Origin of the sequence: Variovorax sp. YR750 (assembly GCF_900109805.1) — a bacterium.
GTDB classification, from domain to species: Bacteria; Pseudomonadota; Gammaproteobacteria; order Burkholderiales; family Burkholderiaceae_C; genus Variovorax; species Variovorax gossypii.
The window spans coordinates 73,909-99,843 of sequence record NZ_FOBJ01000024.1; the positions used below are offsets into that span (position 1 = coordinate 73,909).

Below are 25,935 nucleotides of genomic sequence, written 5' to 3' on the forward strand. Positions count from 1 at the left end.
CGCACAGGAATCGCCGAGCACAGCCCAGGCGCAGCAGCCGGGCTAAGCCTGCGTCTGCGACGAGCACGGCACGCTGATCGCACAGGCGGGCAGCGGGGACACGAACAGTGCGGGGGCACAGCCCGCCCCCCGCTTCCCCGAGCGACAGAAGGCGTGCGCAGACGCATGCACGAGGGTGTCAAACAACGGGAATGAAGCCCTTTCTTTGCTGGAAGACTTCGTTGTGCCCGAATGTTCCCTGCGGTGAAATCTTGAAGTAGCGCAGGATGATGCGCTCGATGATGCAGGCGGCGTTGTTGTACGACTCCGGCGTGGGATGGCCTGCCTGCCAGCCCTTATGGGTAAACAAGAGCAACAGCCCTTCCAGCGTATACGGCACGCCTTCCAAACTGAGGGGCGTGCATTTTTCTTCCCTGAAGAGCCGCTCCAATGTCTCGACACGCGCATTGTTCCAATACAGATTCTGAGGATCGTTGGGCCCCTGAAGTGCCTTCTTGACGATCCGCTCGTGGCGCAGGGTGTCGTTGTGGTCATCCTGGATCAAGTCGAGCTCGTAGGTTGCGAGCATGTCCTCACCACCCGCAACCATGAACGCCGGATACAGCCCATCGTCTGTCTTCAGGTAGTTCGAATTGGCGAGATAGGGGTGAGGGGTGCTTTGCGCGCGCTGCCGGAACGGTGCCTTGATGGACACGAACTGCTGAGTGGGCGACGCAAAGTCCTTCAGGCGCGGATAAGGCACGTTTGCGAACGGCTTTGGAACGGGCTGCCTTGTGGGGTAGCCGACCCCAAGCCCGACGATCGGCTTGGCAAACTGATTGTGCAGGTCCGTGACCTTGCGTTGCACGTCGGGCCTAGTGTGCCGCGTCCCTTCGGTCTGAGCCACATCCTGGTCCATCAGAAGAATCTGCTGAGGTCGGTACGGCAAGGAGTCGGCAAACGCCAGTGCCGCGGCGCGGGCAGCACCAAAGCCGGTCATCTTTCCGCCGTCCCAGCCGATCAGGTGCATGTTCCGGAAGCTGTTCATGATGCGCGACAGCGCACCCTGATAGGTCCTGAAATCGAGCTTGTGGACGAGGAGATACAGCGGCTCGTTTCGAAGATTCGCCGGATGCCATGCAAGGCTGTGGTCCGCGTTCAGATCCTGGGCCAGTTTCAGCGCGTTCCCTCCGCTGATGACGATGACAGGCACGCTCGAGGAGCGCAGATGAGGCGTGTGGGAGGGACCTGCACGCAGGAACGAGAACCAGCCGGTGCCCTGCAGATGAGGGTTGTCGTTTTGCGTCGCGAGCAAGCGGCACGTGTTGACGCGTTTTTCCAGGACCTCCTTCATTGTCTGAATTGCTGGCACGCTCTGGATCTTCTCGACAACGATCGGCGCATATTTGCATGCGGGGCGCGTCGCAGGATCGGCCCAGTCTGGGTTGATCCTGATTTCGATGGGTGCGGACATTGGCTTTCCTTTGTCTTGACTGACGATAGAGCCTCATGCAGCAGTGGACCCATCCACGCCCGAGATTCGACTCTCGGATCACGCCGTGCGTTGGTACCCAGTTCACGCGGTACGAAGAGCTCGACAGCCCTCTGTCCTGTTCCCGGATTGCAATGAAGACAAGCCTGGGCCGTTTCGTTTGCCAGACATGTTGAAGACCGCGGGCACCGGCGACTGTGGAACTTGACCTGGCTGTCGAGGCTCGGGGAGGTATCTCCACCGCAATCAGAAGACACAACGCAAAGCGAATGCTGCAGGCACGAAGATCATTCCGTCCCTCTCAAGACGATCGCCATCCCCAGAATACGGGAGGGCCCGAGACTTCTCTACTTCCTATTTCTTACTATCTGCAGCAAAAGGAGTTGCAGGCATCTCCGCTCATGCTCTCCAGCAGCGAAATCGCGGGGTTCCTGCGCACCAGACTCCCGCTGATGGAGGGTTCGCGAAGCTCAGGCTCGCACCGAAGAAGTCCAGTTTCTTCCGGCAACAGCACAACCAGGAATTCGCTTGTGCTTCGGAAATCTGCAGCGGAGCGCTACCGCCCGGGTTCCCTCGGGCGGCAGCGCTCTCGCTTCTCACTGGTTCGTCTTCGTCTGAGCCAGGATGTCCACCACGACACGGCGGTCCGGCTGCAGACAGGCAATCAAGCGTGGCGTGCGCTGCGTGCCTAGACAATCGCGCGTCACAGGCTCGCGCTCCCCCATCGATCGCACGTCCATGGGCACATTCACGCCCGCCCCCTTGAGGTAGTCGCGCACGGTGTTGGCACGTCGCAGCGCCAGCTCTTCGTTGTAGGCCTCTGCGCCGAGTCGGTCGGTGTGCCCCGTGATCGTCAGGCCTTGCACCTGCATCTGCTGGTCTTGCAGCGCGCGAGCCAGCGTGTCGAGTTCGCTGCGCCCCTTCGGCAGCATGTCGGCCGCACTCCAACGATCGAAGGCAAAAAGAGCATCCGCACTGAGGGTCACGCGCTGGATCGTCGGCGCCGCCGGCACCTGCACTGGCGCGGCGGCCGGTGGCATGACGGGTGTGAGTGCGCAGTTCTGCCCTTGGCACCAGTTGTAGCGCTCGTCGTGCAGGCTGCTGCAGCCGGCGAGCACGAGCGCGGCAACGGCCGCAGTGCCGAGAGCGAGCAAGCTCGGCGCGCTCTTCTTCGGAGTGTTCTTCGTGTGCATGGGTTGTTTCCTTGTCGTTGTCGAGAGTTGCGCCGCGCTCACCATGCCACCCGCACACCGAGCTGCCCCGAGACACCTTCGCGGTGGGCGCCGCTGAGCGAGCGCTGGTACTGCAATCCGCCATAGAGGTAGGTCGTCCTGCTCAGCGGCAGCTGTGCCCCGACACCTACCTCTGCCCAGGTCTGCTTGCCCCATTCACTCACCGCGGTGCTGCCGATGGTCACGGCCTTCGGATCCTTGAACTCGTGCAGCAGATTGGCCGTGAAGTAGAACGTGTTGGTGCGCGCGAGCTGGTCGCTGCGCTCGGCCTTGTCGTTCCAGGCCAGGCGCGCTCCCACCCGGCCACGCAGGCTCTGGCTGGTGAAGCCGTCCACCGGGGACACGTTGTCTGCGAAGCCGCGGTAACGCGTGACCTGGTAGGTCAATTGCGCCTGCGGCTCGATCAGCCATTGGCTTTCTCCAATCTGCCAGGGGCGTCCCACCTCGACGCTCAGCCCCAGGCCGGTGCCCTTCTGTTTGCCCTCGCCGCCGTATCTGTCGGTGTAGTCGTTGCGCACCGAATGCAGCTGGCCCACCAGGTCGAGGTAGCTGCCGTTGTCGGCATAGCGCGTGTGGTACGCGCCCAGAGTCAGCATCTCGCCCTTCATCTTGCCGGTGTCGTAGCCCATGCCCGCATCCCCGCGGCGGCGGTCATTGAAGTTGACGTTGGTGCGCCCATAACCCGCGCTGATGCCGGTATGGCTGCGTGAATTGTCGCCGGCATCACCGCTGTAGCGGATCGCCAGGTCCTTGCCGAGCTGGAAGTACTGCATCTCCTGTTCGAAGCCGAACTGGCGCTTGCCATCCGCGTCCAGGCGCTGCGCGTGCAGGCGCATCCAGACCTGGTCCTCCGGCGCCTTGGCGTCGCAGCCGCAGTAATCCCACTTGAGCGTCTGCTGCTCGCCCACCCGCTTGTGCAGACTCCCCAGCAGGCCCAGGCCCAGCTCGGCCGTGGCCAGCTGCCCCATCACGTAACCCGACGCCGCGGGACGGAACACCTCGGGCGCCGGCACCGGGGCCGGTACAGGTGCAGCTCCCGGAATCACCCCGGGGATGGGTGCGGGGTTGTACACGCTGCTCAGATAGAAGCTGTTGGCGTCGCCGTCGGTGCGACCGCCGCGGTGCAGCCCGTACTCGAACGCGCCGGCCTGCACCGGGGCGGCCAGGGTGAAGTTGCCCTCCGATGAGGTACCGGTGACCTTGACCACCTGGATGCCGTTGATCGTGGCGGCACCGGTGCCGCCCGCGTTGTTCACGAGTACGCGGGTGGTACCGCTGGTGTTGCCATTGACGACCAGCTTGTCGGTGACGCTCGCATCATTGCCGAGCACCGTGTTCAGCTGCACGATGCCATTCGCCCCGGCGTAGTTGCCGAAGATGCTCAGCACGTTGCCCGGCACGCCGGACGCACTGCGCAGGTTGATCAGGCCCGCGTTGTGCACGTCGCCGTTCACGGTGAAGGCGGACTGCCCCAGCGACACGCTGCTGGAGGACCGGATGAACAGGCCCAGGGGATTGCCGCTGCCGTCCACGCCCGCGCCCACCGTCAGAGGCGTGCCGGCGAGGATCAGGCGCGTGTTGTCCAGGGTGATGCTTTCCCAGTTGCGCAGCGTGTCGCCGCCCGCGGTGGCCGTGACGCCCTGCAGGGTCAACCGGTCGACCCAGCCATCGGCCGCAGACACATCGTCGCCGCCGTCGAGGATCTGGCTGCCGTTGTAGCCCGCTGCGGACACGAGGGCCGTGTCGGAGCCGTTCTGACCGAAGAAGCCGCCCGACAACGTACCGCCGGACCAGGTGAAGCGGTCGTCGTCGGCACCGGCGTCGATCTTGCCCTTGACCGAACCTGCGACCAGGCTGATCGAGTCGTTGCCGGCATTGGTGAGGATGTCCCCGGTCAGGGAGCCGGAACTCGTCACCGCGACTGCGCCGGTTTCATCCAGGACAGCAATGCCGGAGCGGGAGCCGTCGAGCATTGCGCTCGAAGCGATGTCGATGGTGCCGCCACCAGCCCCCGAGGTGTGCACCGCCGCAGCAGCGCTTCCCGAGCCACCGATCGCCGATCCGGCCACCGAGACCGCATAGCGCCCGCTTCCTCTCGCATAGGCTGCGATGCCGTTGCTGTTGGCGCCAGTCGCCGATGCCGTGAGGCCTGCAGCCTGAACCGCCGTCGCCGTGCCGGCACCCGAGGTGACTGCGGCAACCGCGATGGCATTGATGCCGTTCGCCGTCACGCTGCCGCCGCGTTGCTCCGTCGTGGCGTTGCCGCTGCCACTCGCCACGGTACCCAGCGCACCGCCGAAACCGTTGGTGATGATCGAACCTCCCGTCTGTACCGCGTGGGCATCGCCGGTGCCCAAGGTCTGGGCGACGACCCCGGCGTTGGTGAAGGTCGAGGACGCAGCGTTGATCGATCCTCCGGTCTGCGTCGCCGTGGCGCTGCCGTTGCCGCGCGCCAGTGCATAGACCGCATGCGATCCGTTCGTCGTGATCGAGCCCCCGTTCTGCGTGGCGACGGCGGCCCCCGTGCTGTAGGTCTCGGAGAAAAGCGCCACGCCGCTTCCTCCCGTACCTGTCGTCGAAATCGAGCCACCGTTCTGGATCGCGGACGCGGTGCCGCCGCCGTCCGTGCGCACCGCGATGCCGAAGGCGTTCTCGCCCACGGCGTTGATCGTGCCCCCGTTCTGCACCACCAACGCATTGCCGCCTTGTGTCTGGTACGCCTGCGCGCCGATGGTGGGGCCGCCGGCCGTGCCCGCCATCGTCGTGATGCGCACATCGCCGTTGATCTGAACCTCGCGCGTGCCGGCGCCCGCGCCGCCGCGGTTGGCCACCGCGATCACGGGCGTGGTGGGCTGGACCGTCAGGGTGCCGGCGGTCCCGTCCAGGACCAGCTTCACGTCGGGCGTGGAGTAGAAGATGCCGCTGGCATAGGGTGCGGCATCGGTCGCGGGCGAACCGTCGCCGTTGCAGCTGACGGTGCCACCCGCCGCGACGGTGCCGCACTCGCTGACCGCCCAGGCGGGTGATGCGCCACCGAAAGCCGCTGCGGCCAGGAAGGCTGCGCCAAGCGCCGCCCCTGAAGATCTCTTGCCGCGCGCAGCGCTGACCTCGCTCGCCGCAACCCAGGCGCCAAGCGCTTCGTTGTAGACACTCCGAAAAGTCCTGTTCATCCTGTTCCCTCGTACTCCATATAGATCGGTCGCCGAATGCGCAGCCGTGTTGGGTGATTGGCTCGAATGCGGAAGCTCGCCGCCATCGAGAACACCAAGCGGGTCGCGATTTCGAGGCTGTGCGACCGTGCGAGGCCTCGAAGTGGCGCGGAATCTATCCGTGCGAAGGAGGGAGAGGAGAGACTGATTTGCCTCGAATGTCTGGCACCCGACATTCAAGGTGTTTCTTCTTTTCAAATTGTGAACAATGCCCAGCCGCCAGCTCCTTCATGTCCAGGCCGGATCTGGCGAAGAGGGCTCGAGACATCCATGCCAATAGATCCGCTCATGCGATACGGCCGCATGCGGCTTCTGCCTTGAGGCAAGACGCAAAGCGTTGACGCGTGGACAGGGGAAACAGAAATACGCAAGCCCACGGGTGGTCGCTCTCCACGAGATGCCGAGCGTGGGACAAATGCTGCCAAGGAGGTCGGCAAGCGATATGTCCGTGATCCGCCTGATGATCATCGGCTTCGAAACGACCGAGCGCAGCAGCACATGATCGTGATATCGGCTGCCGCGCCGATCGTCGAAACCGCTTGCCATGCGCGGGCAGCGGTCGTCACGAGCCTGGTGCCCTTGACCACGCTCCGCGATCACGATCCGTGAACCTCGCGAACTCAAGGACATCCTCAATCACCTGCCGGGCCTCCCAAGATCGCGCCGCTTGCGCTCGTCGAATGTGCGGGACGGGCTGCTGCTTGCTCCCAACCATGCCTCTGGTGTGTCGTGAAGCGAACGGCCAACACAGGAATCTAGGCTGCCAGATTGCGTTCCATGATGATGGTGCGCTCGTCTCCGTGAAAGCAGTCTCTGACGGGTTTGAATCCGAGCCTGGCGTAAAAGGGCTCCGCCGTGATTGAAGAGGGCACCGACAAGACCGCCACCCTCTTCTCTTGTGCCGCTTGCTCTACAACGGCCATGAGTTGGCGACCGATTCCGCGCGATTGAACTTCGGGAGCAACAAACACAGTGCGAACGGCATGTCCGTCGAGACTTGCAGTGCCAACGATGCGGCGGTCATGAATGGCAACGAAGACCCATCTGTGCGCAATCAATTTCTCCACGGCCTCGGGACTGAAGTTGGTCTCGATGCGAGCAATGATTTCGGCTGAGTAGTCCTTGGCGTTGCTTTCTCGAAGTGATCTGACAATCACCTGGCTGATGCCCATCGCGTCCTCAGGCAAGGCCGGTCTGACTTGCGTCGTCATGTGCTCAATTGCGGTCATGTGGCTTGCCCGCTCCGTCGTGCGAATGGAAGTGATGAAAGTCTGCTCTACACCTACGACGGCAGTTTAGCCCGCACGCGCGAGAGCGGCCACCTGTCAATATGGAACCGCCAAGCGCTCACTGTCTACGCGCGCCGTGTACGAATCGGATGCGCGGATCACGCCTGCCGAGTGACCAATGGCGGCCCTCCTGCAATATCTGCGGGGACCGACATCTGGCGGGCCCTGGCGGCCAGCGCATCGACCCACGCTGCCTCAGCGGGGTCCACGACACCGTATCTGTGCGGAGGAAAGAATTTCCAGTGATGTGCAGCCCTGGCCAGGTCCTGGGTTTCCTGTCCAGACAGCAGGTAGCAGGTCAGAACCAAGGGCACAGCCGGACCGCTGAAACGAAGCCCGAGGCAGATGTTGGTCCTCGGTGCAAACACAATCGCCAGTTCCTGCATAGGCTGCAGCCGCTTCTGGGAGATGGGAAAGGAAAGCCGCTCGTGCAAGATCGATTCCCCCGAAGCCAGGTGGCTGAGCACAAGCCAGGAGTCCGTTGCCGTCTTGGCCAATATCCACTGGCGAGTGCCGCTGCCGGCGAGCGTTTTCAGCTTTCCGTCAATCCACTCCTCCACGTAGTTTCCTTCCGGATCGCGCTCGTCCGACCACAAGACCATCGCGAAACGGAGCGTGTGCGGTTCCTGCTCCGCCTGTCCATGAAGCGGCATTTCCCGCCAATACCGAGCTCGGGCGCCGTACCTCGAGGTCAACCAGTTCTTCACGATCCATGCGCCGATGAAGAGGATGGTTGCCCAAAGCAAATCGCTTGCTCGGTCACTGATCAGTGTGTCGCCATCGGTGCCCGACAGAAGGGCGACACCGGCGAACAAGAGCAAGGGGATCCAACTCCCGACCAGCAGGGGCGCCAGAAGGATTTCGATCCAGCCAGGCACATGGACGACGGCCTTTGACTGGGCACGTGCCTGCTCCTGCGGATTCATCTGCACCGAGCACCTGGGCGCAATCCTTGGGTCGGGCGTATGGAAAGCCTCGTACTGACGGTAGTCACTATGTTCCATGAACGGGATATCCTGGGTCAGGAAACGGAGTGGCGGCAGATCAGCCACATGGACCAATTGAGGTGGCAAGTTGGAGCGTTTCCATCACGTTGCCCTCACCGTGGAAGTTTCATGGCGCGCAGCAAGACTGTGCGCCGGCACCCGCCGTTCGCGCAGAGATTCACGCGCAGGGCAACCTCTTCAGGAACAAGCTCAGCGGCAATTCCGCCTTCACGGCATGGGTGCTTCACGCTCGCGCTGCCATCGCTCGATATCCACCGCATGGTGCGCCAGATGGTTGCCCAGCCTTCGGAAACGCCTTCGTGTCGCTCTCCGGAAGATCCGGTGCACCACGGGCTCCATGAACCAGCGCGCCGCTGCCGGCCATGTTTCCAATGTGTAGGCATAGACAAGCGTCGAACAGCCACTGGTCTCGAGAACGTGGCGCATCGATGCCGCCCATCGTGCAAAAGGGAACGGCCGCCCTCGCATGGTCGCCGCAGCCAGGTGCGGCCGGTCGAATGCGACGAACTCGGTCGTCATGGACAACGCTCGAAAGAAGCCTGCACCGGCATTGCTCGACACCGCGCCAACGAACGGACATTCGGCATCGCCTTTCACGTACGTATGGCCGACCAGCGAGTCCGATTGCTGCTTCCACCGGTGATAGTGAAACGCATCGAATACCACGTGCGCCTCAGCGGGCATCGAGAACACGAGCTTTCGATGAGTCATCAGGATTCAATCCGGAGGCTGCCAGAACAACTACAAGCCAGCAGAGGGCTGCGAGCGAGGGGTTGCCGGCATACCCGTCGAAGCGATCTGCGCAGCGTACGCCAGCAAGGCCGGCCCGATCGACCTCACCCGTGCCGTGGCGCGCCAGCGGTGCACCGAATCAACGACACTTGACATCGTAGTCGACAACGTTCGGGAGATCCGCTTCGCCCGCGGTGATAAGCGACAGCGTGCCGGACGGTCCGGCATAGTTGAAGCGGCAATGGGCGAGGCCCGTTCCCGAGCAGGATTCGACTTCGACGATGCCGCGCTTGATGAACGCCGCCTGACGCCATCCGCCGTTCGCCTTGGCGCGCACGGGCTTCCAGCCTTTGCTGGCCAGCGCCTTGCGGGCTCTATCGATGGACCTGTTGTACATGTTCGGCACCTTGGCACGCCCCTGGCAGACCGCATCCTCATCGGCCACCTTGGTCAAATGCAGGGCCCCACCGGCCTCGACGCGCAGATCGCCCACCGGCGAGCCGACGATCTCGCCGTCCCACACACGCACGGTGCCGTCTTCCAGTGGATCCAGGTCGCCGATGGCAGCATCTTCGCTCGACTTGCCATGGACCAGCGCGACGAGCTTGTCGCCATCGAACACCCCCACGTAGCCTTGCGTGATGTAGCAGGTTCCGCTGGTCCTGGCTTGCATCTGTCCGGCAAAGCTGATGGCGCGATAGGAGCCGAGCGGCACGTCGGCCGTCACCGCCCAGCCCTGCGCGGTGACCAACCTGGCCGCGGCCGTCTTCGGCTGGATGAGGTGCCACCGGCAGCTGTCACGGTCACTGGCGCTGCCGCCAGCTTTGGGCAGGCTGGCGAGTGCTTTCATCGAGATGTCCTTCAGATCGGACACCACGCGAGGTGCCGGCGCTGGCGTATTCCTCTGCGCCGATGCGGGCGACACCATGGCAAGCCCGAACACAAGTGCAGTGCTCCATGCGGCAGATAGATCGATATTTTTCAGAAATGGTCGTGACAGCATGGCGGAAGACTTGGTGAAAGTAGGTTCTATACACGGCGCTGGCATGGAGCAGATCGCCCAGGGTGGATAGCAGCGAACGTGGCCGACGCAGCGCACCGTCGCGCCAGCCGCTCCGAACGAGTTCCTCGACTGGCTCGCATCATCGACACCGAGAGCGCATCCAAAGTTGAATCCAATACTTACTTCTTGCTCAGCGCCTTTACGCGGAGTTCTGCAAGTTCTGCCAGCGACAGTCGAATCGTCCACGGGCGCTGGTTCTCCTTTCCATGAGGGCCGCCATAAGTTCCATGGACATACAGCCATGGCTCTTCAATTTCAAAGCGCTCGGCCCTGAAGGTCAAGGGAAATTCAGTCGACCACGGCGTCAGCGGTGCCGTCTGTGCAGCCCAAAGCGTTTTGCCTGTGAAGTCCACCCCGAACACCGCGACACCACGATCTGCACTAGTGGCCTGCACCAAGATGAGCTGAGAATCCGCAGCCCCCCACATGCCATAAACCCCAAGGGACTCGATCTCGCCTATCGAGTTTTTTGAGGGAATGACCAGACGATTCTCGTAGACCCACGCGCCGTGCTGGACGCTTGCTGCGTAGGCTTCAGCCCAACTCGGGCGGCGCAGCCATTTCTCGGAAGGATTGCGAAAAGGGGCGTCGCTGGAACGCAGATCACTAAGTTCTCCGTCCTCTCTTAACTTCTTTACGCCGGCATACTTCAACGAAAGACCACTCAAGAAAATCTTACCCTGGCTCATCACCCGTGAAGTCGATGCTTCAACTGCGGCAACAGAGCCCCGCAAGCGATCAAGCAAGGCGGTGTACCCACCATCGTCACCATCGCAGCGGTTGCTCTGCGGTCTTTTTCGATTCCATGCTGGGACAGCAGCCGGATACCTGGATTTTCGAAACGCATCCGTTATCGAAGCGACTTCATTCGCGCTTGCTCTTTCCGTCAACACCCAGTCGCTGAAATCTGAATTCGCCTTGTTTGATCGTTCAATCAACGAAAAGCTTGCGGTTGGCTCATTCAGATACGTCACACGCAGACAGGTCGCAGGTCGAACGGGAGGCCGATTGACGAAATCCAGTGCGGACATGCCTGTCGGTGAGAAACAGTCCGGAGAAGTCATGTCACCCAACTCGAAGCGCGCATAGCCGCTACGGGGAATGGAAGTTTGAGTGGAACCGGACTTTGTCTGGTCGCTCAACCTGGACCGCATCGATGTCAAATTCAGCTCAACAGCGCGCAGTCGCACAACCGTGAGCAGATGCGCGACGTCTTCCCATTTCAATCCGCCCGTCTCATCGACGAGGTCATCCATTGGAAGTGTTGGCGGAAGCCTCGCCAGTTCGGCGCTGCAAAATTTACTGATTCTTTCTCGATAGAGCGCCCAGCGCGCGTCCATCCACTTCATCTTCACCAGGGGAAGCCAGAGGGGGGATAACAGGGTAATTGCCAGGACGACATGCAGCGCTTGAGACCTTCGCTGTGCAATGGTGGACGGAGACAGGAAAGGCAGTGGGGGCGTTTCAACATTGGCATCTGTAGAAGCCGGCGTCGCAGGAGGATTCGGAGGCTGCTCGGGCGATCGTTGAAACAGTGCAATGATCCCCCCGATGAGCAGGAGTAGGAAGTAGGCGATCAAACCCCACGTCAACAGGACGGCGATCATCACGAAAGCACTCGACCCTCCATAGGGTATTACCGAGAGAAACGCCAATATCCATGCAATCGCGACCACCGCGACAAATGCAAAAACCTTCATTGATTCGAACCTTCAACTTCTGAGATTTGAATTGATACGAATTCTCGGCAAGATCGAATCAGGCCAACGACCGCTTGAGACTTGCCAGCACCAGCTGTCTCTGCAGATGGCTTCCAGATTCCCGCTCGCACGCCATCCCAGAGTCGCCAGAGCCATGGAAGGATTTGCCCAGCATGCAGGCACATCTCCAACCCTCCGTGGGCCAAGCTCGCAAGCGACTTGTCGCCCGCTGACATGCTCAACGGCCCGAACGACATCCAGCACCGAGTGCCCTCTGCCGGTCCCGAGGTTCAACGTTTGCAGCCCCTGCTGCCACGGTCGCTGCTGCATGTGATCCAACGCGAGTACGTGCGCCCGTGCGATATCCATCACGTGGACGTAGTCCCGAATCGTTGTTCCGTCCCACGTTGGGTAGTCACTGCCTTGCACCTTGAACGTCTGACCCAAACCCGCAGCGGCCTGGCAGACGGCTGACACCAAATGAAGAGGCGTCCCGCGCGGGAATTCTCCGATCAGCCCGCTTTCATGTGCGCCGGCAGGATTGAAGTAGCGCAACACTGTCACGCGCCACGCCGGGTCTGCCACGCAAAGCGCTGTCAGTGCTCTTTCGATCTCGCGCTTGGTACGACCGTAAGGGCTTGACGGCCTGCATGCTGCAGATTCAGGAACAGGGCTGACGTCGGGAGAACCGTACACGGCTGCGGACGATGCAAAGATCAGGTTCTTCACACTCGCAGCACGCATCGCCGCGATGAGCGTGAACGAACCCACGACATTGTTCTCATGACAGGCGATCGGATCGCTCAACCCGTCGCTGGCGGCCTTGACTCCGCCCAGATGGATCACCCCCTCGACACACTCCTCGCGGAACAGCCGGTCCAGCAGCGCCCGATCGCGCACATCCCCACGGATGCACCGAGGCGGTCTTCCGGTGATCCTGCCCAGCCGTTCGACCACACCCGGATCACCGTTGCTGAAGTTGTCGAGAATCAGCGGCGTGTAGCCGCCGGCGCTCAACGCGACACAGATATGGCTACCGATGAAGCCCGCGCCTCCGGTGACGAGAATGCAGGAGCGCATGCGCGCGATCAGTTCTTCGGCGGCCCGATGCTCGAATCCGATGAGGCTTCGCAATTCCCCATGGATCGGACCTCGGGCCTTTGCGCCATCAGTGCCAATTGGCCGCAATAACGGTGTTCAGGCTGCTCTGGTAGTCGGCCGGCAAACTGGTCTGCCCCGCTGCTGGCGGCGCGAAGCCCGCCATCGCCTGCACGAGGTTCTGCACTTGGCTGTCGAGCAGGACCATGCCGTCGCTGGTCTCGAATTGTTCGACGTGATGCTGATCGCCCAGGTACCAGTCCTGAATCGTCATCTTGTCGTCCCCCCCGATGATGCTGACCTCCAGGCTGTCGCCCACCCGCTGGAACCACAGTTGGCTGGTCGACACATCGGCACCGAACTCGACCATGTCCGTGTTGTCTTCAGTGGCGTCGTCCTCGACCACAATGTCCGTGCCGCCGCCGCGCCCGAAGAGGTAGGTGTCGTCGCCCAGTCCTCCTTCCAACCGGTCGTTGCCCAGGCCGCCATCGAGCACATCGCCGTCCTCGCCACCCAAGAGCGTGTCGTCACCCGCCCCGCCCATCAGGGTGTCGTAGCCAGTGCCCCCCATCAGGATGTCCGCACCCGCCCGGCCGTCGAGCACGTTGTCTGCGGAGTTTCCTGTGAGCGTGTTCGCCAGGTTGTTGCCGATCGCGGTGATGGCGTCCGTGCCCGTGAGCGTCAGGTTCTCGAGATTGGCGCCAAGCGTGTAGTTCACGCTGCTTCGGACCAGGTCGGTCCCGCCATCGACGCTCTCATTCAGGACGACATCGGCGGAATCGACCACATAGGTGTCGTCGCCACTGCCGCCGTACTGTCCGATCTGGCTCAGCAACGCCTCAAGACTCAGCACGTTGCCATCGGCGAACCGGAAGAGTTCGACACCCGCCGTCGAGAGGCTCGCCTTCGTGACGCCGGCTTGCTGAAGATCCCACGCGCTGAGCTCCCACTTGGGCTGGGCCTCCTGGGTGTGATAGTCGATGGACAGGAAATGGCGTCCGTTCTCGAGCAACTCGAGCGTTCTGTAGCCATCGCCCACCTGCTCCATGTTCCATTGATAGCTGAGGTTGCTCAGCTGCACGCTGCCATCGAACTCCACCGTGTCCTGGTTCGACCGGCTCAGGTCGCCGCCGTACATTGCGAAGAAGAACGGCTCCATGTCGCTGCCGAACTCCGCGAGATCGCTGATGCGGTCGACCCCGCTCTGGCTGGCATCGACGATGTAGGTGTCGGCACCGGCCTGTCCGTCGAGCCAATCGTCGCCGGCCCCACCGATGATGACGTCGTTGCCGTCCGTGCCACTCACGGTGTCATTGCCGTCGCCCGCATCGATCCAGGCGCCCAGGCCGTGGTCCCTCATGCTGGCGACCTGGAAGCTGGGCGAGGCGTCCGGCTTCAGGACCGCCCAGTCCCAGTAGCGGCTGCGTGCATTGCTTTGAGGCTGGTCGTTCCAGTCGGGGGCGATGTCCACCGACTGGAGCTGGACGAGATCGTCGCCGGCGCCCGTTTCGATGACGCCGCGGAACGCCTTGCCGTTGTCGACCTCCCCCTGCGTGGCGCTGCGCACCAGGTCCGCGCTCTCGGTACCGGTGATGAGTTGCTGCGTGGCCGTGTCGGTGGTGGCGACCTGCGTCTGCTCTTCCGTGGTGGTTTGCCAGCCGATGATCCTTCGCGAGTCCGTCGACTGGGCGATCTGCGCGTCGGGAACAAGCCATCCGACAAGCCCGAAGCTGTTGCCTACCGTGCCGCCGCCCGCCGTACCTTGCGATGGCCCATATACCGGCTGTGCATTAGCCGGGAGTTCGGCATATCCGTTCGGTCCCGAGGCGAGGCCGGACAACGCGATGTATTGACCGGTGACCGGCTGCTGGGCCACGGTCGACCTCACCTGGGAATAGATGGGGGCTGTGGTCTGCACCTGCGTCGTGGTCGTCTGGCTCGACAGCGCCAGGTAGTGCGCGTAGTTCAGCTCGACACCCTCGCTCATCTGCAGCGTGGACTGCGTGACGCTCTTCGCAATGGCTTGGCCGCTGTCGCCGTTGACGTCCCATCCAGGCCAGTACTGCGACATGGAGCGCAGCTGCCATTGCTGCTGGTCGACGAAGGCCTGCTTGCGCGTCGCCAGGGCATCCGGCGCTGGGCTCGTGGCCTGCTCGAGAAAGTCCGATACCGACAGTGCACCATCTTCCGTCTCGACGCTCCATTGGCTGGCCATGGTCGCCGTGAAGCCGGTCACGTGCACCTGGTCGCCGGTCGAGGTCCGAATCAGCAGATCGCCGTCGACCAACGAAGCCGTCAGACTGGCCAGGTCGATGCCGTCGAAGCGAAGCACGCCTTGCTCGCCGAGCGTCGGCTGGATCAGGTCCAGGCTGCTGCCGGCCTCGAACACATAGGTGTTGCGGCCATTGCCCCCAATCAGCAGGTCGTTGCCACTGCCTCCGCGAAGCTGATCGTCACCGTCCTGGCCCCTGAGCTCATCGTTGCCCGCGCCGCCGTCGAGCGTGTCGGCGCCCATGGCGCCGATCAGCCGGTCGTCGCCGCTGGTTCCGATCGGCAGGATGGCCTGCACAAGGCTTTGCATGCTCAGCACGGTACCGTCGGCGAAGGTCAGATCCGTGATCTGCGCGGCTGCACCGGCCTCGATCTCGATCCGGTCGTTGGTGCCATAGGTCAGCAGCAACGCGACGTTGCCAAGGCTGTCGCCGCTCAGGCGCGTGATCTGCAGGCCTTGCGGCTGGATGCCCGTCGCAAAGCGGATGCCGTTGCTGCCGCCCGCCTGGGCGCTGTCGGCCAGGATGCGGTCGTAGCCGTCCCCTGCATTGAAGAAGAGCAGGTCGGCATCCGCCGCGCCGCCGCCGCTGAGCTGCAGAATGTCGTCGCCCGCGCCCCCCGTGAGTTGGTCCTGGCCTTCGCCACCGTCCAGGAAGTCGCTGCCGGCGCCGCCGCTGAGGGTGTCGTTGCCGGCAAGTCCGGCGATCCTTTCGTTCGATGCCGTGCCGGTGATGACGTCATCGCCCGATGTCCCCTGGATCCATTCGCCCTGGGCCGAGATCTCCGCATAGGTGAAGGAGCGGCCGTCCTCGAACTCGAAGAGGAAGTTGTCGAACGTTGCCGATGTGATGACATCGGTCGAACTCTCGCCAACCTGGATCACCACGCTGGCGCTGCCTGTGCTGATTCGTAGGCTCTCGGGCGTGATCCCCACGCCGAACACGATCTTGCTGAACACATTCGCACCCTGGGCATCCGTCGGGGCGCTCGTGTCGTGGATGAGGTCGGAGCCATCGCCCAGCGAATAGAGATAGGTGTTGTGGCCGCCGCTGGCCTCGAGCGTGTCGTTGCCCAGGCCGCCGCTGAGGGTGGCGTATCCGGTGGTCGCGGCGATCTGGTCATCCCCCTTGCCGCCGAGCAGATGGCGGTTGCCCTGCGCGTCCGTGGCGATGGCGATGCCCTCGGTGAACGTGCCCAGCAGCTGACTGGTGGAGTAGGTACTTCCGTCGGCGAGCTGATAGGTATTGCCGCTGTTCGCGACCCCGTTGACGATGACCAGTCGATCGGTGCTCGAGGACTGGATGCCCAGATCCCCCGAACTGTCGTACTGCACCACGAGCGAGCTGGCCTGTGCACCTTCCAGGATGATCGTGTTGCTCCCCTCGTTGTCGTCGATCGACTCGCTTTCGCCGGCAGCATTCACCGCACCGTCGCCGCTGGCCAGGACGTACGTGTCGTTGCCGGCGCCGCCCTTGAGGATATCGGTGCCTGCGCCCCCGACCAGGGTGTCGTCTCCCTCGTCACCCCAGAGCACGTCGTCGCCGTCGCCGCCGAGCAGGTAGTCGTTGCCACCGCCGCCCATCAAGGTGTCGTTGCCTGCCTGCCCATCCAGGATGTCGTTGCCATGTCCTTCCAGAGCGACATGGTCGACTTCGTCATCGCCGTGCATGAGATCGTTTCCGGCGCCCCCGTACAGCACGTCGTCGCCACCACCGCCCACCAGTTGGTCATCGCCATCGCCGCCGTCCAGGTAGTCCTTGCCCTGGGCCTCCAGGGGCGTGACGGACTCGCTGTCGTCTCCCCATAGAAGGTCATTGCCAGCGCCACCCAGGACCGTGTCATCGCCGCCACCACCGTGGAGTTGGTCGTCGCCGTCACCTCCATCCAGGTAGTCAGCGCCTTGATACATGACGGGCTCGTCAGCGCTTCCGGAATCTCCCCAGAGGAGGTCATTGCCGGCGCCGCCGAAGAGGATGTCGCTCCCGCCGCCGCCGATCAGTCGATCCGCGCCTTCGCCGCCATCGAGGTAGTCGTTGCCATGCAAGCTCCAGGGCGTTCCGCTCGTGGCCTCGTCGCTGTCGTCGCCCCAGAGCCAATCGTCCCCGGTGCCTCCCATGAGTTGATCGGCACCGCCCTGTCCTACGAGGACATCGTTGCCTGCGCCGCCCGACAGGAAGTCGTCGCCGTGGGTATCGTTCGGGGTGTAGATGCCCGAGACGGGGTCGGCAGAATACCCATCACCCCAGATGAAGTCGTTCCCCGCGTCGCCGAAAAGCCAGTCGGCCCCGCCCATGCCGACGATGTCGTCGTCGTCATCGCCACCATGCACAATGTCCGCGCCGTCGCCTGCGGCAATGTAGTCGTTGCCTGCACCACCGTCGATGGTGTTGCCCGTCGTCTCCCCTCCTGGCGTGATCGTCGCGCCCAGCACGCCCACGTTCAGAAGGTGGGCGACATCGTCGGTCCATCTCGGCAGCGCTCTGTGCGCTGCAAGCCAGGAGAATCCGCGCGCCACCTCATCGGCCGCTTGCGTGAAGTCCGTGAGGGCCGGCGGCGTGAAGTCCACCTTCGAGGGGCGATTGATCGCGCCTGCTGCACTGCCGAAGATCACGTCGTTCCCAGCGCCACCGGAAATGGTGTCGGCGCCGAAGCCGGCGAGCACCAGGTCGTCGCCTTCGCCGCCCTCGATGTAGTCATCGCCGTCGCCCGCGGTGATGCCATCGTTGCCGCCGAGACCTTGGATGATTTCTGCGCTGGCGGTGCCAACGAGGATGTCCGCGGCGTCGGCTTCCAAGCCTGCACCCGCGTAGCCGCTTGCGCTGGTGACATAGAACCCTCCGCTGGTCTGCTTGAGGATGTCTCCGGTCAAGAGCGCAACGTCGCTGGGCGCGTCGGGATCCACATCGGGCAGCGTGATGCCCAGGCTCTTGCTGCTGCTCCAGTCGCGAACGATGATGAGATCGGTGCGATCGGAGAAGCTGATGTACAGGTCGTTGTGCTCACCTTCGCCGGGAACCAGGACGTAGCTGATCTTCTTGTCGTCCGTCTGCCAGATGTTCTCGGCAACCTTCTTGGCTCCGAATCCGGTCACAGTGCCGATACCGGTGACATCGATCACGCCATTGCCGTCACTGTCCTCGATGATGTCTGTGCCCCAGCCGGAGGAGAACTTGTAGACGTCGAAATCCGCCCCACCGACGAGCGTGTCGTTGCCACTCCCCCCTTCAAGCCAATCGCTGCCGGCACCGCCTTCAAGGTAGTCATTGCCGCCTTTGCCGTAGAGCTTATCGTTGCCCGCCATACCGTAGAGCGCATCCGAGAGCCCCGCACCTTCAATGACGTCAGCTGCCTTGGTGCCAAAGACGATCTGATGGTCGCTCAGCGAGATTCCTGTACCGTCGATCGCCAACGTCAGCGGCTGGCCGCCTGGAATGCGAGTGGAGAGATCCACGAAGTCCCAGTTTCCCTGAACGGAGTTAGTGTCCCAATCCTCGTTGTAGGGCTTGGCACCGACGCGTGCCCCGTCGTCATCGTCGCGTGCCCCATTGACCTCGTATTGGAGTTTCCATGCCAGCATGGCAGCCCGATCCGCCAGATAGCGATCGGTCATCGTGCCCAGACCTGTCTCTGGATCCAGCAAGTCGAGTGACCCATCGGTGTTGTGCCGCGAGTAGTCGACGTCCGTCACCACGAAGCCATTTAGCTCTCTGAGCGCATAGCGCCAGGCAATGTCGGTTCGTGCCTTGGCCACCATCTCGTCACGACTCAAGCTGGCGTCGATAGTGAACTGCGCGCCGTCCAGATCCGCAGGTAGCGGCGTCGTGATGGTGGAATTCGCCCCAAAAAACAAGTTGGAGAGACGATCGACGATGTCACGGCGGCCATTCTTGTCCCGGTCACCCATCAGGTGATACAACTCGGTGGCGCCAGAGCCTCCAAAAAGCCCGCCAAGCAATGTCGCGCCGAGTACCAAGGCCCCTGAGACCGGAGCAGTCAACGTCGCCCCGACCGCCGCCAGCGCAGCCACAGCGATCCCGCCAACGGCATTACCCACGATCGCGCCAATGCCGGAGCCCGCGGCGTCAACCGCCCACTCCTTCATGATTTCTGTCGCCCTCTCCGTATTCCCTTGGGCTTCCGCGTCCGAAGAGGCTTTGGCAGCCATGACAAAGCCTAGAAGACCACCAAGGACGCCCAGTTTGTTCAGTGCCGTCGGCACTCCGCTCAAACTCGCGGCCTTGGCGCCTTCTTCCATGCTCTTGACGCCAGCTTGCAGATTGAGTTTCTGATCGGCAGGAAGCCCATCGATCAAAGTGTGAAACGCTGCGAGCTTGATCGGATCTTTAAGTGCGGCCTCCAGATCGTCGGGATTAAATTTGAGGTAATCGGCCGGGTTCGTTGCAGACAATCCGCTGAAGTGAACCTGCTCCAAGGAGTGTGCAGAAATAGCACTCTTGACTGCATCTAGGCCGCCAGAAGAATCTCGCAATCGCACCAGATCTATGCGAGACACACCGTCAATGGTCGTGACGTTGGGGTTTGCAAGCAGCGCTGGCAGTTCGCTTTTTGCAAAGATGCTCATCTCATCTATCTTGCCGGGAGCAATGATGCGAAATTCACCTTTGGCTTCTGCAACAAACTGGTTTGACGCAAAATCCCAGAGCGAGGACGAGCTAATCCTGTTACCCGTCGAATCTCTCCCGCTCTTGTACAAATCCGCCTTCTCTTTGATTTGGCTCAGTTGCTCTGGTGTTGCGTCCTGAAGAACAATTCCTAGTTCATCTGCCACAGCAGCATTTAATTTTTCATCGAATACTGGCAGATCCAGCAATTTACCCACGTCGCTGGATAGCAGGTCATGCACACCATTGGTTGTACTGGTAACGACAGCATCGGCAATAACTCCGGTTGAAGTTCCATCTGGCATGTTTCCTGTAAACAGGATGTACGTGTCGCCCAGATTGGCATTGCTTACAGCGCCGGACGTACGTGCAACCAATTCAAACAAGGAGCTGACAGTATGTTTAACCGATGAGTCAGTCAGCTCGAGCTTGGCCGCAAGAAAGCTGATACTCATTGCTGACTCCCGTTGCTCTCATCGAGATTGAGAACGTAAAGAGGCACCTCGTACTCCGATTGAAGAACAGGGAATGCGGCCTTCAATTCGCTGAAAAACTCGCTCCGAGTTGCCTCCGGCGGCAACTCATCCATTTTTGCGACCTCGTTTTGCCCGAATCTCTTGACCCTGAATTCATAGGTGGTCGACTGGAAATGAAAATAAAAATGCACATAATCCGATCGCGCCCCAACCGTAGGCGCCCTCAGCAAATAGTTCCCTCGCCCCCTGTCAATTGCCCAGCCAACATCACTGTTATCCGAGAAGAATCCTCCGCGTGCTTGCAAACGACTTTGCTTAGCTTCATCCGCGTCCGAGAAAATCTTCTCGACATCATTGCTGGTGATTTTTTCAAGCTTGTACGTCATAGATCTCTCCAATTTATTCAACCCGTCTCGGAAAATTCAATGAAAACTGGTTTTCTGTTTCAAGAGGCTATTTATTGAGGAGCCTGTTCCTCTGTTCGTTGGCCTGATCAAGATGTCATGCTCCTCGTCGCGATACTCCGGCGCGCAACGAGACTCATCACAGTTCTTCAGCAACCGGTCGTACCCTGCCAACCCATCTGCGAGGCTGTAGCGCTGTACATGGTCTCGAGCGTTGTGCCCCATACGCCGTGCACTCTCCGGCTTCGTCAGACTACCGAGCACAGCCTCGGTGATACGTCCGATGTCGAAGAGATCCACCAATCGCCCCATCTTGCCGTCCTCGATTACCTCGCGCACCGGCGCCGTGTCCGAGGCCACGATCGGCACGCCGCAAGCCATCGCCTCCAGCAGCGACCAACTCAGCACGAAGGGATAGGTCAGGTAGACATGGCAGGCCGACACCTGCAGCACGCGCAGGTAGTGCGCACGGGGCAGGCGACCAAGAAAATGGGTCCGGGTGGGATCCAGCTTGACTTCCTTCAGCATCCGCTCCCGCCAGTGGGCTGCAGCCTTGGGACGCCGCCCGTAGCTCACCTCGTCGCCACCGACGATCAGCGCATGGCACTTCGGGTGCGCGCGCTGGATCTTTTCGAGCGCACGCATGAACACATGGAACCCTCTGTACGGTTCCAGGTTGCGCGCCACGTAGGTGATCACCGGATCACTCGCCCGGAGCGTCACGCCACCGGGCGTCGTGAAGGTCGCCTGCGGGTCGGGCCGCAGGGCATGTGTGTCGATGCCTTCGTGCTGCACCACGATCTTGTCGCGCAGCGCTGCCGGGTAGCGGCTCTTCTGCCACTGCGTGGGGCTCACGGCCGCATCGCACTCGAGAAGATTCAGCGCATGCTGCGCGTTCCACGTGCGCACCCGCGCGCGGTCATCCAAGCTGATCGGGAATTCAGGATCGAAGCCCACGTCCGCGCCTTCAGCGCTGTAATACCACTCGCAGAAGTGAATCAGGCGGGCATCGGGAAACACGTCCCTGGCATAAAGGCTCTCGCCCCAGCCCGGATGGGCCAGGATCACGTCGGGCGTGAAACCGCCTTGGCGCATCTCGACCATGGCTCGAACGGCGCTCTGCCCATGGAGCACGGCGTTCTCGAACTGGCGCAGGTAGGGGTGCTGATTCGCACAGCCGGCCCGCGGAAGCGGGTAGCGCACCAGTTGCCCGAAACCCGGTAGTCCCGGCGCGCCTGGCCGTCCCAGGGCACGCACCTCCCAACCCGGCCGCGCGGCCCAGACACGCACGAGATGGCCGAATTGCCCCGGAAAGTTCTGATGGATGACGAGGATCCGCACTACGGTCCTCCCACGCCTTCGCCATGGGACACACACCGTGCGTCCTCTGCCTTGCCCATCAACCGGTCCAGGAACACGTCCCTCTGGCGATCAAGCTGCCGCTCACCGTAGCGACGTCCGATGTGCAGGGCCGTGTCAGTCAACGCCGGATAGTTCAAAACCCAGTCAATGGCCCACCGAAGACTTCCCTTGCTGGCGTGCCATGCGAGGCCCGCCCCCCGCCGCTCGACGCGCCGCGCGAACATCAGCTTCTCCATGTCCGTCGGCAGCATGAGCTGAGGCTTCCCTGCTAGCAGGGTCGCATTCAGGAAACCAGAAGAGCCGTAGTTGATGACCACATCGGCCTGACTCAGCACCAGCGACAGGTTCTGCGGCTCTCGCGTCACCCGCACCGACGTCCCATCGAATCGACGCAACTCGTCGTCGGAGGCATCCGGCCACAGACAAAGAGTTGCCCGGCCCAGTGACTGCAGTGCCTCCAACACCGTGCTCGTCTCCCTGCCTCGCAGGTAGGCGAAGACCCGCTTGCCCTTTGCGTCCTGCTCTTCGCCCGGCCAGCTTGGCGCACAGACAGGGGTCGATGACGCGAACGGGCCGATGTAGACGGCGTTGGCGCGCGCACCATAGGGATCCGTCTCCGGAATGCCGTCGATCACCACGTTCGGCCATGCCATGAAGTCGGCCAGACACAGGCCCGTCGCGCCCAGGGTTCGCCCCACGCGGGTTACCGTCTGATCCAGTTTCGCGATCTTTTGCGCATTCACCCGCTCCAGATAGGGGCCGCGCACGGTCGAATCGAACAACGGGAAGTCGGGCGGCGGCGCATCGAAGCCGTTGGTGATCTGGGTCGCAGGAATGCCAGCCACGCAGGCGGCCAACAGCGCAAAGGGGGCGTAGTCGCACAGGACGGCTGTGGGCTGAACGGCTGCAAACAGCTTCAGCCATCGGGTGACGGCAACTTCAACGGCCCTGACATCGTGAAACCCCAGCACCAGCAGCACATCGGCGAAGGAAGACAGGCGCGTAGTTGCTTCCTGGCCGGCCGTAGCGATACCTGGGATTGCTGGCGAGGCGAAGGTTGGAGCGACATGGACCGGTTCGCCACGCCCTGCAATCAACGGGTGGCCGGTGTACTGCGGAGGAACGGCCCAGGCAACCGTTCCTGCACGTGCCCTGATCAGGTTGGCGATCTCCGACGACCGCACCAGGTGACCCATATTCCTGCCGTGCTCCCACGCCACCAGAATGCGCGGGCTGGCGATGCTGCCTGGAATCATCATCGCTCCCTCAAACTTTCACTCGCTGCTCTCTGAACTGGACTGAGCAGGAACTCGATGATTCGCCGCTTGCCCGTCTTGATCTCCGCCGTCAGGTTCATCCCCGGGCTGAGCTTGATCGGCCTGCCGTCCACATCGATGGTGGTGGAGCTCAGGTTCAGCGTGACGGGGAAGATCGCCCCGCGCTTCTCGTCATTGACCGCATCCGCCGTCACCGTCTTCACGGTCGCGTTCACCGTGCCGTAGCGCGTGTACGGGAACGTCTCCAGCTTGATCGCCGCTTCCTGCGTCGGGCTCACGAAGCCGATATCCTTGTTCTCCAGCGTCACCTCGGCCGTCACCTGCGCCCCGTCGGGCACGATCACCATCAGGGGTTGCGCTTCCGTGACGACACCGCCTTCGGTGTGGGCGGCAAGTTGCTGGACCGTGCCGGCCACAGGCGCCTTGAGCGTGGTCAGGCGTTCGCGCTGACCTGCTTTGGCCAGGTCCTGCGTGCCTTGCTGGCGCTTGAGTTCGGCTGCGGCCTCCCGCGTCCTCAGGCTGTGCTTCGTCTCGGCGATGTAGGCGGCCCTCGTGTTCTCGCTTTCCCTCAGGGTCGCGTTGGCCTCAGCCAGTCGGGCGCGCTGCGTCGCCAGATCCCGCTCCATCTCGATGCGCTCGCGCGTGCGGTCCTGGTTCGCATGGCTCGACATGAAGCCCTGATCGGCCAGTTGGCGGAAGTCGGCTTCTCTTTGTCTTGCGATGGGAAGCGTCGTCTCCAGCTTGGTGACCACCTCGCGCGCGGTCGCAATCTCGGCCTGTCGCCGGTTGATCTCGGCGGCCGCCTTGGCCAGCTTGGCCGTGATGTCGCTCCATTCGTCATTCAGCTCTGCGCGAGCTGAAGTGAGGTCCTCATCGGACCAGCCTTGTGGAATCGTCTTGCCTAGGTCCGGCGCATGTGGCTCAGCGGCGTTCAACGCCTTCAGCAGTGCCCGGGTGCGCATGACCTCGGACTGCGCCGCCTTCAGCAGCTCATTGACGTTCGTCCTGTCGGCCGTGGCCATGGTGGGGTCAAGCTCGACCAAAGACTGGCCTGCCTCCACATGGTCTCCATCCCTCACCAGCACCCGCTTGACCACGCTCACCTCCAGCGGCTGGATGATCTTGGTGCGCTCGCTCACGATGATCTTGCCCGGTGCCACCGCCACGATGTCGACCTGCCCGAAGATGGCCCAAGCCAGCGCAATGAGGAACAGCGCGATCAGCGCATAGGCCAGCCGCCTGGGCACCGGGTGCACGGGGGTGTCCTGCAGGCTGAGTGCTGCAGGCAGGAAGGCCGCTTCATCGGCCAGGCGTTTCGGGCCAGCCAGTTCGTGGCGATGCTTCCAGGCAGCCTTGAAGATCGCGCCATAGCGGCCCAGCAACTCGAAGACAGGATGGCGCATGTCTCTCACTTGAGGCGCATTGGCCGAAGGAGCCGTTGTAGACACTTCAGGCGTCATGCAGGCGCTCCCGCACCCTTTGCGCTGTTGCTGCCTTCTGTCTCCGTCGGATGCCCACCGCCCTGCATGTTCCACAGGTGCGCATAGATGCCCTTGGGTCTGCTCAGCAGACTCTCGTGCGTGCCGCCTTCGACAATCTTCCCCTTGTCCATCACGATGATGCGGTTCGCATGCCGCACCGCGCTCAGGCGGTGGGCGATGATGAAGACGGTTCGCCCCTTGCAGATGTGCGCCATGTTGCGCTGCACGATGGCCTCGCTCTCGTAGTCCAGCGCACTGGTGGCCTCGTCGAAGATCAGGATGCGCGGATGGGTGAACAGCGCCCGTGCAATCGCGATGCGCTGGCGCTGCCCGCCCGAGAGGCTCGCCCCCTGCTCGCCGACCATGGTGTCGTAGCCCTCGGGAAGCTCGCTGATGAACTCATGGGCCCCGGCCAACTGCGCCGCCTGGATCACCGCGTCCAGCGGCGCCGCCGGATCGACGATGGCGATGTTCTCGCGCACGCTGCGGTTGAAGAGGGTGTTCTCCTGCAGGACCACCCCCACCTGCCTTCTGAGCTGCGCCGCATCGATCAGGCTGATGTCGATGCCATCGACCAGCAAGCGCCCTTGCTCGGGGGTGTACAGGCGCTGGACGAGCTTGGTCAGCGTGCTCTTGCCCGAGCCCGAGCGCCCGACGATGCCGATGACTTCGCCGGGGCGCACATCCAGACTGACGCCATTGAGAACAGGCGCTGCCTCGGGGCGGTAGCGGAAAGTGAGGTTGTCCAGCGTCACGCGGCCCTTGAGGGCCGGGAGCTGGGCGGCGGTGCTCGGCGGCACCTCGGTGCGGGTGTTCAGGATGTCCCCGAGCCGGGCCATGGAGATGCCGGTCTGCTGGAAGTCGGTCCACAGCTGGGCCATGCGCATGATGGGCTGGCTCACGCGCTGGGCGAACATGTTGAAGGCGACGAACTGGCCGACGGTCAGGTCGTTGTTCATCACAAGGTGCGCGCCGTACCAGAGCGTGGCGGCATTGACGAGCTTGCCGATGAGGTTGACGCCTTCATGGGCCCAGCTCGCGAGGTTCTGGGTTCTGAAGCTGGCGGAGACGTAGGCCGCGAGCTGGTTGTCCCAGCGCCGGGCGAAGGCGGGCTCGAGCGCGGTGGCCTTGACGGTCTGTACGGCACTGACGGTCTCCACCAGCATCGCCTGGTTCTCCGCGCCGCGCGCGAACTTCTCGTCCAGGCGCCGGCGCAGGATGGGCACCACAGCCAGGCTCAG

15 protein-coding genes are annotated in these 25,935 nt (G+C 62.6%); all 15 read right to left on the minus strand.

From position 1 onward, the window contains the following. Positions 1-178: 178 nt before the first annotated feature. Complete coding sequence (locus BMY35_RS34975) at positions 179-1,453, minus strand: hypothetical protein (protein WP_093209392.1); 1,275 nt, start codon at positions 1,451-1,453, stop codon at positions 179-181. 614 nt (positions 1,454-2,067) lie between these two features. Beyond that, a complete protein-coding gene (locus BMY35_RS34980; protein WP_177213784.1) occupies positions 2,068-2,664 on the minus strand; it encodes an OmpA family protein in 597 nt (198 codons plus the stop codon). A 38-nt stretch (positions 2,665-2,702) separates the two neighbouring features. After that, entirely contained in the window at positions 2,703-5,873 is a 3,171-nt protein-coding gene (locus BMY35_RS34985; RefSeq protein WP_093209395.1) for an autotransporter outer membrane beta-barrel domain-containing protein, read from the minus strand. 794 nt (positions 5,874-6,667) lie between these two features. Further along, on the minus strand, positions 6,668-7,141 hold the full coding sequence (locus BMY35_RS34990; RefSeq protein WP_218153038.1) for a GNAT family N-acetyltransferase: 474 nt from the start codon (positions 7,139-7,141) through the stop codon (positions 6,668-6,670). A gap of 158 nt (positions 7,142-7,299) precedes the next feature. Beyond that, a complete protein-coding gene (locus tag BMY35_RS34995; protein ID WP_093209414.1) occupies positions 7,300-8,205 on the minus strand; it encodes a hypothetical protein in 906 nt (301 codons plus the stop codon). 210 nt (positions 8,206-8,415) lie between these two features. Then, entirely contained in the window at positions 8,416-8,919 is a 504-nt protein-coding gene (locus BMY35_RS35000) for an SRPBCC family protein (protein ID WP_093209396.1), read from the minus strand. A 160-nt stretch (positions 8,920-9,079) separates the two neighbouring features. Beyond that, the gene (locus BMY35_RS35005; RefSeq protein WP_143080809.1) at positions 9,080-9,943 is read right to left on the minus strand and encodes a hypothetical protein; all 864 of its coding nucleotides are present in this window, start codon (positions 9,941-9,943) and stop codon (positions 9,080-9,082) included. A gap of 179 nt (positions 9,944-10,122) precedes the next feature. Next, on the minus strand, positions 10,123-11,703 hold the full coding sequence (locus BMY35_RS38115; RefSeq protein ID WP_143080810.1) for a hypothetical protein: 1,581 nt from the start codon (positions 11,701-11,703) through the stop codon (positions 10,123-10,125). Between the two features lie 12 nt (positions 11,704-11,715). Next, positions 11,716-12,783 (minus strand): UDP-glucose 4-epimerase GalE, encoded by a 1,068-nt coding sequence (gene galE / locus BMY35_RS35010; protein ID WP_093209415.1) that lies wholly within the window; start codon positions 12,781-12,783, stop codon positions 11,716-11,718. An 88-nt stretch (positions 12,784-12,871) separates the two neighbouring features. Beyond that, a complete protein-coding gene (locus tag BMY35_RS38975; protein ID WP_143080811.1) occupies positions 12,872-20,149 on the minus strand; it encodes a calcium-binding protein in 7,278 nt (2,425 codons plus the stop codon). Then, positions 20,146-20,556, minus strand: coding sequence for a hypothetical protein (locus BMY35_RS35020; protein ID WP_093209401.1), 411 nt, complete (start codon positions 20,554-20,556; stop codon positions 20,146-20,148). Before BMY35_RS35020 ends, BMY35_RS38975 begins: the two co-directional genes overlap by 4 nt. A 36-nt stretch (positions 20,557-20,592) precedes the next feature. After that, complete coding sequence (locus tag BMY35_RS35025) at positions 20,593-21,915, minus strand: glycosyltransferase family 4 protein (protein WP_093209403.1); 1,323 nt, start codon at positions 21,913-21,915, stop codon at positions 20,593-20,595. Beyond that, positions 21,915-23,195 carry a glycosyltransferase gene (locus BMY35_RS35030; RefSeq protein ID WP_093209404.1) on the minus strand — a complete coding sequence of 427 codons (1,281 nt, stop codon included), beginning with the start codon at positions 23,193-23,195 and terminating at the stop codon, positions 21,915-21,917. Before BMY35_RS35030 ends, BMY35_RS35025 begins: the two co-directional genes overlap by 1 nt. Then, positions 23,192-24,616, minus strand: coding sequence for an HlyD family type I secretion periplasmic adaptor subunit (locus BMY35_RS35035; RefSeq protein ID WP_256230485.1), 1,425 nt, complete (start codon positions 24,614-24,616; stop codon positions 23,192-23,194). The genes BMY35_RS35030 and BMY35_RS35035 overlap by 4 nt, the downstream gene beginning before the upstream one ends. A gap of 53 nt (positions 24,617-24,669) precedes the next feature. Further along, positions 24,670-25,935 (minus strand): ATP-binding cassette domain-containing protein (locus BMY35_RS35040; RefSeq protein WP_143080812.1); only part of this gene is annotated, 1,266 nt, incomplete at its 5' end.